The organism is Paenibacillus vini (assembly GCF_018403325.1).
Classification (GTDB): Bacteria; Bacillota; Bacilli; order Paenibacillales; family Paenibacillaceae; genus Fontibacillus; species Fontibacillus vini.
The window spans coordinates 99,829-115,510 of the sequence record NZ_BOSL01000014.1; the positions used below are offsets into that span (position 1 = coordinate 99,829).

Consider the following 15,682-nt stretch of genomic DNA (forward strand, 5'->3'; position numbering starts at 1 on the left):
AGATTCTGGCTAGGCTTGGCTCAGGGCTCTGCTCCCCACACGAGAGTTCCGTTCATGTATAATGGCGTCTTGTCCCACTCGGCATAACTTTGCCTTGTTCCGTCATAAGAATAATCATCGCCTTCGCTAAAATTGGTCCAGTCGGTTTTATTGAAGCGAATTTGAATTTCCCCGGTGTCGGCACCCGGTGCCAGGGTGCCCGCACTTGGGCCAAAGCTAATTTCAAGATAATAATCGGCCCCCGGAAGAGGGGAGTCCAGTTTAACGAAAGAACCGCTCACGTTTCCGCTGCCGATGGCGGCGTAATCGCAGTGGAACTGCTGCGCTTTGTCCCCGTCGATCGTGTAATAATAACGCAGCTTCACATTGCTGAGCGAAATGTCTTCGTCTCCGGTGTTGACGATCTTGAACTGGGCCCGGATCTGATTATCTCCGGCATTGGTGTCGTTGGTGCGATATTGAACTTTTAAGTCCCCTTCCGCAGGAATGGGGATTTCTCGTGGCGTCGCGCTGACTTGAGCGGAAGGAAGGCTGCTGCCGACCTGATTTCTCGCCGTAACGACGTAGAAATAGGTTGTACCGTTGCTCAGGCCGCTATCGCTGAACGAGGTGCCGGTCACGCTGCCTACGGTAGTATAAGGACCGCCGCTCGCTTCCGAACGTTGAATCACGTAATCGGCCGCTCCCGATACCGCATTCCAGAACAAGTCTACCTTTCCGCTGCCCGGAGTCGCTTTTACTCCTTTAGGCGCTGCGGGGACTTGGGGTTCGCCCGGATTTCCGCCACCCGGCGGTATTTCGCCGAATACCCGGACGCCGGCGTCGAACACCGGAATATTTGCGCTTTTTACCGGTCCGGCGCTGTTCGTTCCGATTCCCTGATACGAAAAGTCGTTGCTGTTATCCCAGAAATTCGTGTTCAGCGGGCCGGCGATACGGAATTGCACCTCTTTGCGGTACGCCGATTGGCCGCCCGGATAGATGCGCGTTCCGGTGAAATCCACGTTCGTATAATAAATGTGGTTCGCTTCATCGTGCGGCTGCAATTGGGATACGGTAGCTCCCTGGTTGTAGCCTCCGGCCGTTACCGTAATGTCTTCCGGTCCATACCCGGCGGCGACGGCTTCACTGAGATCAAGGTAATATTTGAAGGACATGTTTTCGCTGGCGCGTGCAGGCCATCCGGAGCGATTGTTCAGCAAAGCCCGGATTTCGATGAAGTTGCTGCCGCTGGCGTTGACCGAGGCCTCAACGAACATTTCGTCCTCGCGGGTTTCCGGGGCAGGGAACGAGGAGAGAGGCTGTTGGCCGGCGCCGTGAAGCAGCATCATTTTGGCCAAAGCACCGGTGAAGCCGGCATTGTAATCCGTCGCAACTTCGTTGGACACATAATCCCCGATCGAGTCGGTGTAGGCGTCGGTTTTTGAAGGTCCGCCAACTAGCGCGCCGTACAGCACATGCCGATGATTCGCCGGTACGGACTGACTGTCCGCCCAGGACCCGTGAGAGGTACGATGGTGCGGATGCTGCGGCGAATTATCGCCGAAGCCGATAACATAGCTGCTGTTCCGAGGATTGTCGCCAAGCATGTACAGGATCTGCTGTTCAGCGAATGAACGCGCGTTTATTTTCTTCGCGGCATCACTCACCCAATCGGAGTACACAAAGGCGAGAAATGCCTGGTTGGCGGAATACCGCAGAGCTCCCCATTGATCGAGATGGGCAAGGCCGCCGGGGGTGTACGATACCTTTTCGCCCGTACCGCTAACGCCGGTGGTCCAAAACTCCATATTTCGTTCCGTGGATTGAACGAAACGGGGGTCTCCGGTGATCCGGGCCAGCAGGAGCTGGGCTCCATAATGTTTGTCATCCCAGGCGTGGGTCCATTTGTAATCCCATTGCCCCTGCTGATTGGTGCCCCACAAGTCGCTGGCGGCGATCGCTTTGTCCAGATAATTCTGGTCCTGGGTAGCGAGGTATAGCCAAACCGCTCCCCAACTCAGCTCATCGGCGTACCCGCTCCAGGAATTATAAAACTGTGTGGCGTCCGTGATACTATCGGAGTATTTGCCGCGGTATTGATCCGCGAAGCTATACAATTCCTTGGCATGACGGAGCAGCTCGGCTGAATAAGACGGATCGCTGTCTTTAAAAATGATCGAAGCGGCTGCCAGCGCGGCTGCCGTTTCACCGGCCAGATCGGAACCGGGATGGGCAGCGTCGATTTTATATGCCGGGCGCTGCATCGGCATCACCTCGGCCGGTCCCCACCAGTTATGGTCAGCTGTTCCGTTACCGACTTGCCCCCATAACTCATTCGGAGCTGTATGCGCTTTCATAAAATAGTCCGTTGCCCAGCGAATATTGTCCAGTATTTCGTCCAATTGTCCGGATTGTTCATAGCCGTCCCGGTATTCATACACCGACCAGGCAAGGAGGGTTGCCGTGGAAGCCATCGGAAATCCGAACTTGACGTGATCCCCTGCATCATACCACCCGCCGGTCAAATCATGCCCAACGTCCGCACCGTCCTGCATTCCCGAATCCCCGCGCCATTCCACACGGTTGTTATCGGGAAGCTCTCCGGACCGCTGCGTTTCATAGAAATAGATCGATTTTTGCAGCGCCTCGGCATAATTGTAATCGGAAGCGGCCGCGCTTGCCTTGCCGGGAAGGGATGACCATCCCGAATAACTTGTAAGCGCTAAGAAAATACTGAATGACAGTGCACTACTTTTCCTGAACCATTTGCCCATAGCAGATTTCATCCTCTCTTAGAGTGATTCTACTAAACAAACGACTTTCGGCTGTACACAAAAAAATAGCCCGTTCACCTCACTTTCGGTAAAGTAGAGGACGCGCTGTCTTCAGCATGGGGTGGGATTTCTCTTGTCCCATCCATAATATACCATGTAAAACTAATATTTTCTAGTTTTTACAGTAAAAAATTTCTATAAATTCCATTTGAATGTGAAAAGTCCCTCATGCTTAACATGAGGGACTCTTGTCACTGCATACCAATTGTCAAATTGATAGGTGTACCACGCTGATAGACTTAAGCCTCCGGCTTGTTCAACTGGGCGTTTTGTTTTAACAGATCCCGAATTTCGGCCAGCAGCAATTCTTCATTTGAGGGAAGAGGGGCTTGCTCAGGTTTGACTTCCTCTTCTTTGCGTTTGAATCGGGATACTCCTTTGATGAAAAGAAAGATGGAGAACGAAATGATCAGGAAATCGACGACGGTTTGTAAAAAAACTCCGTAATTCAGCGTGGCATTTCCAAACGTGAATGTTAGACCGGAGAGGTTGACGCCCCCAAGTAGCAGGCCTACCAGAGGCATGAGGATATCGCTCACGAGAGAAGCAACGATTTTGCCGAAGGCCGCCCCGATAATGACCCCGATGGCGAGATCCAGTACATTTCCTTTCAACGCAAAAGCTTTAAACTCTTTCCACATACAAGTACACCGCTCCTGTTTCATATTTAGATTACATTCATTGTATCCAATAATAGAAAGCGAGCCAAGAGTCCATAAAAAGAAAACTGTCCCCCATGGAAGTAGGAGACAGTTTTCGACTAAAGATTGGATCGATCCGGTAATTAATACTTCGGATTCGGACCGTATTGGTTGGTGCCTTCTTCGCTGTCCAGGCACATGAATACGAGCAGGACAATCGCCCCCACAAACGGAACTAAGGCGATTAAAAGCCATAAGCCGCTCTTACCCGTGTCGTGCAGTCTGCGGGCGCCTACCGCCAATGACGGTAGTAAAATAGCCAGAGAGTAAAGATAGTTTAAACCGTTGCCCAGGCCGATTACGGCTCCTAAGATGCCTAGGACAATACCGATAATGAAATTGAACAGAAAGAACATCCAGTATTCTGTCCGCCGGGCTCTTCCTTGAAAGCCCACATAATTTTGCAAAACCTTGAGATACCAATCCATGAAATAAATTCCCTCCTAAGTAACTGTTTTTTATGAACTATGTATATTCGGAGAATAACTTGTTCTATTTATATATAATTGAAATTCCAAAATTCGACAATATCTATTTTAAAATTTATGAGTCTATTATTTAAGATATTCATTTCAACCACTGATTTGTACATGATTTCCCTTTAAATTTATACGGTATCTTCTACTGGGTACCCATGGTAAATTATTTTATAGAAAACGCTTACATAAAATCGATGGCAAACGAGAGGGGAGTAATGAGTTCATGAGTAAAAAGCATAATCGTTCTTTTTTATCGCTGACGATGGCTGTGGCTATGTTGGTATCGATCTTTTCGTCGGTAGCTTCGGCCGATTCGAAACCGGTCGCGGCTTCCAAGGAAAATGCAGCAATCAACATTCAGGCTTATGTCGAGGACATGCAGCCAGGCTGGAACCTGGGAAATACGCTTGACGCTACGGGAGACGACGAGACGAGTTGGGGCAATCCCCGCGTTACGAAGGAATTGATTCAAGAAATTGCCGGCCAAGGTTATAAGAGCATCCGCATTCCGGTGACCTGGGGCCAGCACATGGGTGAAGTACCCGACTATAAGATCGATCCGGCGTATTTAAACCGGGTAGAGGAAGTTGTAAACTGGGCTCTGGAAGCCGATCTGTACGTCATGATTAATATGCATCATGATTCCTGGCAGTGGATCAGCCATATGGAGAAGAATCATGACGAAGTGCTCGCAAAGTATAAATCGGCATGGACTCAGATCGCCGACCGGTTTAAGAATCATTCCAACAAGCTTATGTTTGAAGCGATCAACGAGCCTCGGTTCACGGATGGCGGGACTACGGATCATGCCAAGCAATATGAAATGCTGGAGGAACTGATCACTTCTTTCCATGTTATCGTTAGAAATTCCGGCGGACTCAACGCGGAGCGCCCCTTGGTGATTCCGACCCGCGAGACTTCGCCGCAGCAGGAAGATTTGACGGTTCTGTACAACACGATCAATAAGCTTAACGATAAGAATTTGATTGCAACCGTACATTTCTATGGTTTCTGGCCGTTCAGCGTGAACATTGCCGGGTACTATAAGCTGGAGAAGGATACGCTGAATGATTTGACAACCACTTTTGACAACGTTTACAACACGCTGGTTGCCAAAGGAATCCCGGTTATCCTTGGCGAATACGGGTTGCTCGGCTTCGACAAAAACACTGGTGTCATCGAGCAGGGCGAGAAACTGAAGTTCTTCGAGATTTTGACCAATTATCTTAAAGAAAAGAAAATTACGCATATGCTGTGGGATAACGGGCAGCATTTTGGCCGGACTACGTTTAAATGGTCTGACGAGCAATTATTCAACATTATGAAAGCCGGGTGGACAGGACGTTCGTCCACTGCCGAAAACGATCTGATTTACCTGAAGCAAGGGGCGGAAATTCAAGATGCGAAAATCCTGCTGAATCTGAACGGAAACCAGTTGACCGGATTGTTCGCGGGCAGCGAAAAACTGGTTCAGGGCGAAGATTACGAATTGAACGGGGAAGAGCTGATTCTTAAAGCCAGCCGGCTCACGAAATTGACGGCGGCCGGACATTTGGGCCAAAACGCTATTGTCAACGCACGTTTCAGCTACGGTCCGGAATGGAATTTTAAAATCGTTGTCAACAAAACGCCTGAGCTCTTCAATGCCTCCGGGTCCACTGAAGAATTTGCGATTCCTACAGTATTTAACGGGAACCAGCTTGCCACGATGGAGGCGGTATATCCTGGCGGCGGGAATGCCGGACCGCAGGATTGGACTTCTTTCAAAGAGTTCGGATACACCTTCGCACCTTCGTTCGCGACCGACCAAATCAAGCTTTTGCCTGAATTTTTCAAAGAGGTGAAAGACGGAGAGGTCATTCTGAAATTCCATTTCTGGAGCGGCGAGATTGTGAATTACAAGCTCACAAAGAAGGGAACCGTCGTAACGGGGCAAGTTTTGACAGAATAATGGATTTTTAATCGAAGTCCTGTGCCTGTAAAGGCCTGGACTTCTTTTTTTCGTAACGGAGCGAATGTGCGAACTACTTATTTTATCTCAAGAAACCTCTTGTCCGGCTTGGAATATTAAGGTATGATAGTGTCCTTCTTGCAAAATCGCCTTGTCTGAAGTGGACGGATTTCAGCGTCTATTATGCTTATCGGAGGTGCTATACTTATGCTCTATTTCACGCTGGCTTCCAAAGCCTATGCCCGCAACCTTCAATACCGCGGCGCGCATATGGTGCACAATCTCGCTAGCGCCATGTTCGGGTTCATGTACGCGTGCATCTGGATCGGCCTGGGCCGGGATCACCCTTTGGGAGAATACGGAACGCAGGGAATGGTCGGCTACATCGGCTTTACCCAGGCGGCGCTCTGGATTACCAGCTTCATCTCGAACGGTCTCGGTATTCCGCAAGCCGTTAGGACCGGTCAAATCTCGCTTGATCTGATGCGTCCCGTTCATCTGTTCAGCCATATGGCGGCCAGGGAATGCGGGCAAATCGCCTACCAGCTTCTTTACAAATCCATTCCGATTTATCTCCTGTACTTTTTTGTGTTTTCGCTTCAGACTCCACAGCATGGAATTACTTATTTGCACACCGCTGCCGGATTGTCCGGAGCTGCCTACTTATCCATTTGCTTGAATTATCTCATTGGAGTCAGCGCATTATGGACAACCGAGTCGTCATGGCTTTATTGGGGCAATCACGCGCTTATCAATCTGCTTGCCGGATTTTTTATTCCGCTCGAATGGCTGCCGGGACCGCTGGAGAGTCTGGCCTGGATGTCTCCTTATCCTTATCTGTTATATGTGCCCACGACTGTGTATCTCGGCTATGGTAATGCCTTTTGGTTATGGGGAACCCTGTTTTGGTGCGCGCTTCTGACGGTTCTCTGTCTTCTGGCGACCAAAGTGGTGCGACGGAAAGTGGAGGTGCAGGGAGGATGAAGCTTAAATCCTGGTTGACCTTGTACCGGCTGTTGATCCGCACCAGTATCCGAAGCCGGATGCAATATAAGTTTAATTTCCTGCTTGCGGCGGTGTTGGCCGCCCTAATCCAGATCTCCGAGTTTCTGATGGTCGCGATTGTACTGCATAAATTCGGCGCTATCCAGGGTTGGTCCATCTATGAGGTGGGTTATTTATTCGCGGTAATGACCTTGTCCAAAACACTGTACCGGACCTTTGCCGATGAGGTGCATCATTTGGAAAAATACCTCGTCAGCGGCGATTTCGATCAGCTCTTGACCCGGCCAATGCCGGTGTTGCTTGCATTGATGCCGCAAAACTTCCGGATTATGCTCGGCGAAGTGTTGCAGGGCGGGTTCATTCTTTGCTGGTCCCTCGGAGGGATGATGAAGGGCGGACAAGTCAGTTGGACCGCTGTGCCATCCACTTTGTTTATTATTGGCACGGGCGCGGTCATCTTGTTCTCGATCGGTCTCGCGACGGCTACGATCGGCTTTTGGACTACACGGATCGGTGAGCTGCAGACATTCACGGAGGATGCGGCCCGTACGGCGGCACAGTACCCGCTCTCGATATATCCCAAGTGGATGTCCTCTCTGCTGCTGATCGTAATCCCGGTAGGCTTCGTGAATTACATTCCGTCCCTTTATATTTTGCGGGGCGAGTTGGGGGCATGGGTGCTCGCGGCATCGGCAGGCGTGGCGATCGTCTGTCTTGCGGCAAGCCTGCGCTTCTGGCGGTTCGGCATCACTAAATACCAAAGTACGGGAAGCTAGGGGAGGGGTTAAGCAATGATCGAAGCCCGGAATTTATATAAAGAGTTTAAGACCCCGGTTGTTCGGGAAGGCCGATTTTCCGGCATACGCACGTTATTTTCCAGGGAATACCGGCATAAAGAGGCGGTGTGCGGCATCAGCTTTCAAGTGGAACGGGGAGAATCTGTCGGCTATATCGGTCCGAACGGAGCGGGAAAGTCGACCACAATAAAGATGTTGACCGGGATCCTGCACCCCACCTCCGGCGAGGTGTCCGTGGGCGGCTTGAACCCGCACAAGGACCGCCGGAAAGCGGTGCGGCAGCTCGGCGTCGTGTTCGGACAGCGGAGTCAGCTTTGGTGGGATCTTCCGGTTAAGGATTCCTATGATATTTTGGCTCAGATGTACGATGTCAGCCCGGCCGATAAAAATCAAAGATTGAATCAGTTCGCAGAGTTGCTGGATCTGAATGAATTTTGGGAGACGCCGGTGCGAAAGCTGTCCCTTGGTCAACGGATGCGGGCGGATATTGCAGCCGCCATGCTCCATGATCCCGAGCTGCTGTTTCTCGACGAGCCGACCATCGGGCTGGATGTGCACGCGAAAGTCAATATCAGGCAGTTTTTGCGCACACTGAATCAGGATTTCGGCAAAACGATTTTGCTGACCACGCATGACATGGACGATATCGAACAGCTGTGCAATCGGGTCATGGTCATTGATCACGGGCAACTCACGTATGATGGAACCATCCCGTCCTTGCGGGAGATGATCGGGCTGCCGACATCCATCCGGATCAAGTTCCGTGGGGCTTATCATGTACCGGAGGATTTGGACCGCCGCGCTCATTCTCATTTGTTCCGTGTGACGGGCATGGAGGACGATACCGTTATGATCGAGGCAAACCGTACCGAGGTCAGCACGATGGAGATCATCCGAATCGTGGGCACCTGGGGCGAGATCGACGATATTGCGATGGAGGAGCCGGAATTTGAGGAGGTTATCCGCAGCTATTCGGCCTCCTGAGCCAGAACTTGACATTTCTACCTGCTCAAATTACATTTAATACAAACTATAATATACGCGAATGACGATTATGGGAGAGCCCGCTATCCTTGCAGGAATGAGCGGCACCGAAGGAGCAAAGGGCAGGCCTTGCGCGCCAGTCATGAATCTCTCAGGTAACAGGACCATAATCCGACGCGACTCTGGAGAGAGCGTTCAGCCACCCAAGGGGTACGTGTCCGAGTGAAGAAGGACATTAAACTTTCTGGTAACCGGGACAGAGAAGAGGCAATAGGCCTTTTCCTGTCCTTTTTGCATGACTTGAATTTCTTGAAGATTATGAGCAGCCGGGGGAGATATCGATGCGATTCAAGAATGTGTTCTCAATTATCGGGCCGGCGATGATCGGCCCATCAAGCTCCCATACCGCCGGAGCGGTACGGATCGGACGCTTTGCAAGACAATTGCTCGGTGCCGAGCCGACGGAGGCCGATATTTGTTTCTATGGTTCGTTTGCCGAGACCTTTAAGGGGCATGGCACGGATCTTGCGGTAGTGGGCGGTATCCTGGATTACCGCACGGATGACGAGCGGATTCGCAATTCTCTGCAAAACGCGGAGGAGGCCGGAGTGAACCTGCACTTTTCAACCGGCACGGCGCCTGGAGCTCATCCGAATACAGTAAAAATAAATTTGACCTCCGGAGAAGAGCGATGCGAAGTGATTGGGGCTTCCATCGGCGGGGGGACCGTCGTGATCCGCAACATTAACGGATTCGAAGTGAAAAGCTCCGGCGAGCTGCCTACGCTGGTGGTGGCTCATGCCGACCGTCAGGGCGTGCTGGCAGGGATTACCGCTTTGTTTAGTAAAGCGGACGTCAATATAGGTTATATTATTACCGACCGGAAGGGCAGGACAGGAGAAGCGCTTACTGTGGTGGAAGCGGACTCGGCCATTCCTGAACCGCTGATTGGCGAGGTTACCTCATTGCCTTACGTCAGCCGGGTTTCATATATTCATCTGACTTAGGAGGGAGCGGGTACGATGCGGTTTCGCAATTTGCAGGAACTCATGGAACTGTGTGAGAGTGAATCCAAGACGATTTCGGAAATTATGATTCAGGATCAGTCTGAAGAGACCGGCCAATCCGCGGCCGAGATAATGACGGTCATGACGGAATATTACCAAATCATGAAAAGCGCGGTGCATAAAGGATTGACGGAGGAAACGAAATCGCCCAGCGGATTGACGGGCGGTGATGCCAAAAGGGTGGAGGCATACCGGAAGCGTGAAGAATCGTCAGCAGGAGCCATCGCCTGCCAGGCGATGGCTTATGCCCTGGCCGTGTCGGAGGTCAACGCTTCCATGGGGCGGATCGTCGCGACGCCGACGGCAGGCTCATGCGGTATCATTCCCGGCGTATTCGTAAGCGCCCAGGAACGTTTCGGCTGGGACGACGAGCATCTGGTGCGGGGGCTGTTCTGCGCCGGGGCGATCGGTTACGTGATCGCCAACAATTCGTTCATCTCCGGCGCCGAAGGCGGGTGCCAGGCGGAAGTCGGCTCGGCGATCGGCATGGCGGCCGGGGCTATGGTGGAACTGCGCGGAGGCACGCCGGAGCAGGCGGTGCATGCGGTCGGGCTGGCTCTTAAAAATACGCTCGGCTTGATCTGTGATCCGGTCGGCGGCCTCGTCGAAATCCCCTGTATCGTCCGTAACGGATTCGGGGCAGTCAATGCGCTGGCGGCTGCAGATATGGCGCTGGCCGGTGTGCGAAGCGCCATTCCGTCCGACGAGGTGATCGACGTGATGCTGGAGGTCGGCTCCGCCATGCCGAGCCGGCACCGGGAGACCGCCCAAGGCGGTCTGGCTCAGACTCCGACCGGCCGCAAGATCATGAAGGAACTGCGAGCACGCAAAAAATAGCTGCCCTTTTGGGCGGCTGTTTTTTTATACTGAAATTATGTTATACCTCTTCGGCATTCCAGGCCATCTGTCAGGTTGTACAGTTATTTTGAGATTAAACCTGTTGCTTGGTTGTCATAAACGTTTTTACCGCAGGAGGTTCATAAGATAGAAATTGATCCAGCAGTCCTTTGGGAGTCGTGTCGCTAAGCGTCATGGAACGGAACTTTTCCTGAAGGAACTGCTCGTCGGCCATATGATTGATCATGGTGATCAGGGGATCGTAGTAACGGTTCGTGTTCAGCAGTCCGCAGGGCTTGCGATGCAGGCCCAACTGCGCCCATGTGAATATTTCGAAAAATTCGTCCATCGTGCCCGCTCCTCCCGGCAGAACCACGAAGCCATCCGCCAGTTCGGCCATCTTGGCCTTTCTTTCGTGCATGGAATCCACGATATATAGTTCGGACAGGTTCTTGTGAGCAATTTCCCGGTTTTCCAAAAAAGTCGGCAGCACGCCGATGGCTTCTCCGCCTTCCGCAAGCACCGTATCGGCAACAGTACCCATCAACCCCACGCTGGAGCCCCCGTAAACAAGAGTAAGCTTCCTTGCAGCCAGTTCTTTGCCCAGCTCGGCCGCCCCTTGGCCGTAAACTTCAGATGCTCCGGCACTTGATCCGCAAAATACGGCTATTCTTTTCATTCCATCGCCTCCTTAAGTTCATTAAAATTATAGCCTACTTCTTAAGCTTGTTGAATAACCGGACTAGGCTCTTTTGTAAATTGTAAAAGACGTTTATATGCAAAGTATCTCTGTCTCTACTTCGGAGAGCATGATATTTTGAATCTAATACTAGATATGCATGTAGGAGGTAATGTAATGAACCATTCTGCGATAAGCAGAACCATTCGAAATTTCAGACAGGATGATATGCAACTGCTGGGCGATTTATATACAGCCGTAAGTTCCAGAGCCAATGCCGTGTTTTGGTGGGTAGGGAATGAAGAGAATTGGAATAACGTGTACTGTGCATTTGAAAACGGCAGAATGGTAGCCAAAGGCCAGGTAGGCGTCATTAACTCGGTCCCGCCCGGACGTTCCCCGGACAGCAGGCACTCGATTTATCTCAATCTGAAGACACTCCCGGAACGGGAGACGGACGCGGAATTGCTGGAACAAATCTACGCTTGTCTCGTTGACCGGGCCTATGAATTGAAAAGTACTTTGTCGCCGGAATACGGTACGAATTTATGTCTCGGAAATGATGCATCGGAAAAAGAGAACAGCTCGTTTTTCATAGAAAAGGGCTTTATCCATCTGAACAGTTTGTTTCGCATGAATCGCAATCTGTCGGAACCGATTTCCGATTTCGAACTGGATAAGGAGTTTGATTTTTCTTGTTGGGACATGGCTGCTCCCAGTGAAGAGGATGAATATCTGAAAATCGAGAGTGAAGTATGGCCGGATACCCCGCTCGGCAAAGATAGGCTTGCTCAATATAAGGGGAATACGCTTTGGACTTCCATGGTGGTCCGGAAAGAAGGGGCGGTAGCCGGAGGGTTGATGGCCTGGAAAGAAGAAGATACCGGTGTTATTGAGGACGTATTCGTTCGTGAACCTTGGCGAAAGCGGGGGCTAGCGAAATATTTGCTTACTGAGGCTCTGAGGTATTTGAAATCCAACAATCTTAAAAACACATACTTGATGGTTTTAACATCTAACCAGTCGGCGTTGTCCCTCTATGAATCTGTCGGTTTTTACCCGGTAAGCGAGGAAATCAGGTATTTCATAGAAATGAATTAAATATTGAAATATGTAATAAGGGGCTACCTATGCAGGTAAGCCCCTGAAATGCGTAATTGGTTATATAGCTTCGGCAGTTTCCGGCTGAAGCTTAGGGGTGACAACCGAGACGAGAAGTTCATTTTCGGAAGATATAAGGAGGACACCTTCAGGTAGTTCCAGATCACGCACGTACAAAGAGTCTCCGATTTCGAGATGACTTATGTCGGCCAGAATCGACGCTGGAATTAGTTCAGGTAAGGATTCGATCTCAATGAACGTGCTTTGTGTTTGAACGATGCCGCCCAGCTTGGAGCCCTTAGCGATCCCTGCATATTCGATATTGATCTTGGTACGGACCCGTTGATCTTTATCCACGCGAAGAAAGTCCGCATGAATATATTCCTGGGTTACCGGATCCCGCTGTACGCCTTCCAGCAGAACGAGAACTTGGTCTTGTGCGCCAAGGTCCAATTCTACCATACCGCCGCTGCCGTTTCTTACCCACTTCCCAAATTGTTTAGCGGAAAGGTGGATCATGTCATTGTCTTCTCCGAGCCCGAAAATGACAGCGGGAAGTCTTCCCGATTCCCTTAGACGCTTCAAGCCCGTCTTATTCGTTGGCGTGCGCCGTTCTACCTGAAAACTTGTTCTCATCATCATAAACACTCCTCTTAGAAATGGTATTTCATGCATTCAAAATCTATCGTCTTTGCGACTACGGATTCCGCCCCCCGTAGCAGGGGAAGCACGAGCACCATTACATCACCGCCTTTAGACATTTAATGTAAAAATCCCGCAAAATACGCGAGAAGGCACCTCGTTCCGAAGGAACGAAATGCCTTGTTTATAGCTACCATATCATAGAAAGCAGGTTCTGTCGAACATGCTGTGCTATAGTAAAGAGCACTTTGCGATGAGAAAATACATCCTTCCTCGGACTGATCGCTTCCCGACTTAAGACCGGCTGCAATTACCGTCCTAGGTCCATTTTGTCATTTCTGAATTCGCCTACAATAAAACATGAGGGCGGGGAAGGTATTTCCTGGAAAAAAGGCGATATACGAGGAGATGGATAAGTGAACAAGTTAATCGAATTCAGAAATGTAATGAAAGAGTCTTTAAAAAGTGTAGAATAAGACGTATTACTTACTACTAGCTGAAGCTGAAAAGCCCAGACACTAACTTTATCTGGGCTTTTTCGAAGTAGATCAGTAATCAAGCAGACGACCATAATCATTCCATTGACCGTACATTTTATTATCTCGGGTGTTATTTATGAATTTCTCCAGCCTTCTCCGATATAATTCCGGCTGATTTTTATTGCTTTGGATCGTATCGATCCGAACCCTTTTATAAAGATCCGGGAAGGCCATGAAATTTTCGTATACTTGCGTTTCCTCCATAAGCCTTTGCTCGATAATGCTGTCTATTCTAAAAGAATCGTAAGCCATGTCAGGAAGAACCATTCTTCCTTCGTCTCTCATGAACCCCAGTTTTTCGAGGCGGCGGACCCTTTCCTTATTCAATTCCGTCCATGATGTTTTTTTGCTTCTAGGTGACAGTTTCTGGGCCAGATCGGTTTGTGATATTTTCTTTTTCACGGAATCGATCCAGCCAAAGCACAACGCTTCCTCAACGGCGTCCAAATATAACAACTTATCAGGGGCGGGGGACATGCTAACCAAAACCCAGCAAGACTTGGCGGCCTTACTATGTTCCAGAAGCCAGTTCCTCAAATCTTCTCTCGATTTCGTTGGAATTAAGTTTTCGATTTCCATCTATTTGTTGGAGATCACACTATCCAGAAATTGATCCGCATCGCTATTGAATTTCCAGGAAACCCCGAATTTATCGACCAGCATCCCAAAGCAGGAAGACCAAGGCGTATGGGATAACGGCATGATGACATGGCCGCCAACCGACAGCTTACTGAAGTATTCGTCCAGCTTTTGTGGATTGTCATTGATCAGACTGATCAGCGTTTGATTTCCTTTTACCAAATCACCGGTCACCGTCTTCATGGAAGGCAGCATGTCCGACATCATTATTTTTCCGCCTGCGAAGGTTAGGGAAGACTCCATGATCATATCCAGCTCATTTTCCGGCAATGGATAGTTGGGATCTTGCGGGAAATCCTTGAATTTCACCTTTTTAACTTCTGTTGCACTTAAAGCCTCGGAATAAAATTCAATCGCCTGTTCTGCATCTCCGTCAAAATTTAAATATGTAACAGCTGACATAGGGTAAAACCTCCTTCATGTGATGACTGTAGTATAATTCATGATAGGTGACATACGATGGTCACCATTCGTGAAATTCTTCAAAAAAGAGGGGAAGTTTTATTTGGAAAAGATCGAGCGATTGATAGCTATAATCATGATTTTGCTGAAAAAGGATATCGTTTCAACCAAAGAATTCACCCAGTTGTTCAACGTTTCCAAAAGAACGATTCTTCGGGATATGGAAACCTTGAGTTTATCAAACATCCCCATCTATGCTGTCCATGGAGTTAATGGCGGCTACGGTCTTATGGATGAATACAAGGTGGACAAAAGACTTTTAAGCAGCTCCGACTTAGAGAATATATTGACTGCGCTCGGCGGATTGGAACAAATCCTAATTAGCGAGGAAGTTGAAGTAACCATCAAAAAAATAGAATCCATGGTAAGCCCGTTGTCTCTGAAAAGTTCAATTGAACTGTCATTTTACGATTGGGAGGGGAGGTCTGAGATTCTTCAAACCTTGAGGATCTGCCAGGAATCCATACTAAAGAGCAAGTTGATTTCATTTGATTATATAGATAAAAGTGGTATGAAAAGTAATCGGATTGTCGAGCCCTATCAGCTTCATTTTAGTGAGTCGAGTTGGTATTTGAAGGGATTCTGTTTGGATCGTCAGGGATATAGAACCTTTAAATTATCCCGGATCGACCATCTTCATGTGGATGTAACAACGTTTAACCCTCGTGACTATTTATTGGAACAAGAACATACCGCGGGGTATCAACCGCAATTAGTCGAGGTCAAGGCGTTGATTTCGCCCAGCGTAAAAGATCAATTCATTGAAAGATACGGTCGAAAGAGTATTGAAAATTACAATTCTGAACTTCTTTTAGCAACCATCTATGTTCCGCAGGACAGCGCCGGGTTTCAGTTTTTGGCGAGCTTCGGTACCCATTTAGAAATCGTAGAGCCTAAAACGTATATAGAAGATTTTCGAAAATTTTTAAATCAAATGGTGGAGAAGTATGGCTGAATTGGAATGAGCTCAGGGAATCAAAAAA

At 49.4% G+C, this 15,682-nt stretch carries 15 protein-coding genes and 1 riboswitch; of the genes, 8 read left to right on the forward strand and 7 right to left on the reverse strand.

All coding sequences use genetic code 11. From position 1 onward, the window contains the following. Window positions 1–20: 20 nt before the first annotated feature. The 3 genes from KJS57_RS19470 to KJS57_RS19480 all read right to left on the reverse strand — a co-directional run bounded on the left by KJS57_RS19470 (window position 21) and on the right by KJS57_RS19480 (window position 3,945). Window positions 21–2,756 (reverse strand): glycoside hydrolase family 9 protein, encoded by a 2,736-nt coding sequence (locus KJS57_RS19470; RefSeq protein WP_213656052.1) that lies wholly within the window; start codon window positions 2,754–2,756, stop codon window positions 21–23. 299 nt (window positions 2,757–3,055) lie between these two features. Then, window positions 3,056–3,457, reverse strand: coding sequence for a large conductance mechanosensitive channel protein MscL (mscL, locus tag KJS57_RS19475; RefSeq protein WP_211021983.1), 402 nt, complete (start codon window positions 3,455–3,457; stop codon window positions 3,056–3,058). A 143-nt stretch (window positions 3,458–3,600) separates the two neighbouring features. Beyond that, on the reverse strand, window positions 3,601–3,945 hold the full coding sequence (locus KJS57_RS19480) for a DUF805 domain-containing protein (protein ID WP_213656053.1): 345 nt from the start codon (window positions 3,943–3,945) through the stop codon (window positions 3,601–3,603). 274 nt (window positions 3,946–4,219) lie between these two features. Here KJS57_RS19480 and KJS57_RS19485 point away from each other — a divergent pair, with 274 nt between their 5' ends. From KJS57_RS19485 to sdaAA, 6 genes are all read left to right on the forward strand, one after another. Continuing rightward, entirely contained in the window at window positions 4,220–5,947 is a 1,728-nt protein-coding gene (locus tag KJS57_RS19485) for a cellulase family glycosylhydrolase (protein ID WP_213656054.1), read from the forward strand. 207 nt (window positions 5,948–6,154) lie between these two features. After that, window positions 6,155–6,931: an ABC transporter permease gene (locus tag KJS57_RS19490; protein WP_211021989.1), complete on the forward strand. Its 777-nt coding sequence runs from the start codon at window positions 6,155–6,157 to the stop codon at window positions 6,929–6,931. Then, the gene (locus KJS57_RS19495) at window positions 6,928–7,728 is read left to right on the forward strand and encodes an ABC transporter permease (RefSeq protein WP_213656055.1); all 801 of its coding nucleotides are present in this window, start codon (window positions 6,928–6,930) and stop codon (window positions 7,726–7,728) included. The genes KJS57_RS19490 and KJS57_RS19495 overlap by 4 nt, the downstream gene beginning before the upstream one ends. Before the next feature lie 15 nt (window positions 7,729–7,743). After that, a complete protein-coding gene (locus KJS57_RS19500; RefSeq protein WP_213656056.1) occupies window positions 7,744–8,733 on the forward strand; it encodes an ABC transporter ATP-binding protein in 990 nt (329 codons plus the stop codon). 61 nt (window positions 8,734–8,794) lie between these two features. Continuing rightward, window positions 8,795–8,910, forward strand: a riboswitch (glycine riboswitch). Between the two features lie 164 nt (window positions 8,911–9,074). Further along, complete coding sequence (gene sdaAB, locus KJS57_RS19505; protein ID WP_211021995.1) at window positions 9,075–9,740, forward strand: L-serine ammonia-lyase, iron-sulfur-dependent subunit beta; 666 nt, start codon at window positions 9,075–9,077, stop codon at window positions 9,738–9,740. A gap of 15 nt (window positions 9,741–9,755) precedes the next feature. Further along, window positions 9,756–10,637, forward strand: a complete 882-nt coding sequence (gene sdaAA / locus KJS57_RS19510) for an L-serine ammonia-lyase, iron-sulfur-dependent, subunit alpha (protein ID WP_213656057.1) — start codon at window positions 9,756–9,758, stop codon at window positions 10,635–10,637. A 94-nt stretch (window positions 10,638–10,731) separates the two neighbouring features. Here sdaAA and KJS57_RS19515 read toward each other — a convergent pair whose 3' ends face one another. Further along, window positions 10,732–11,316 carry an LOG family protein gene (locus KJS57_RS19515; protein ID WP_211021999.1) on the reverse strand — a complete coding sequence of 195 codons (585 nt, stop codon included), beginning with the start codon at window positions 11,314–11,316 and terminating at the stop codon, window positions 10,732–10,734. 177 nt (window positions 11,317–11,493) lie between these two features. Between KJS57_RS19515 and KJS57_RS19520 the strand changes: the two genes are divergently transcribed. Further along, the gene (locus tag KJS57_RS19520) at window positions 11,494–12,417 is read left to right on the forward strand and encodes a GNAT family N-acetyltransferase (protein ID WP_244861633.1); all 924 of its coding nucleotides are present in this window, start codon (window positions 11,494–11,496) and stop codon (window positions 12,415–12,417) included. A gap of 60 nt (window positions 12,418–12,477) precedes the next feature. Here KJS57_RS19520 and KJS57_RS19525 read toward each other — a convergent pair whose 3' ends face one another. The 3 genes from KJS57_RS19525 to KJS57_RS19535 form a co-directional block, all read right to left on the reverse strand. After that, the gene (locus KJS57_RS19525) at window positions 12,478–13,053 is read right to left on the reverse strand and encodes a 50S ribosomal protein L25 (protein WP_213656058.1); all 576 of its coding nucleotides are present in this window, start codon (window positions 13,051–13,053) and stop codon (window positions 12,478–12,480) included. 554 nt (window positions 13,054–13,607) lie between these two features. Continuing rightward, window positions 13,608–14,177: a YdeI/OmpD-associated family protein gene (locus KJS57_RS19530; protein ID WP_213656059.1), complete on the reverse strand. Its 570-nt coding sequence runs from the start codon at window positions 14,175–14,177 to the stop codon at window positions 13,608–13,610. Next, window positions 14,178–14,639 carry a VOC family protein gene (locus KJS57_RS19535; protein WP_213656060.1) on the reverse strand — a complete coding sequence of 154 codons (462 nt, stop codon included), beginning with the start codon at window positions 14,637–14,639 and terminating at the stop codon, window positions 14,178–14,180. Between the two features lie 103 nt (window positions 14,640–14,742). On the opposite strand from KJS57_RS19535, the gene KJS57_RS19540 reads away from it, so the two are divergent. Continuing rightward, entirely contained in the window at window positions 14,743–15,654 is a 912-nt protein-coding gene (locus KJS57_RS19540; protein WP_213656061.1) for a helix-turn-helix transcriptional regulator, read from the forward strand. Window positions 15,655–15,682: the final 28 nt, after the last annotated feature.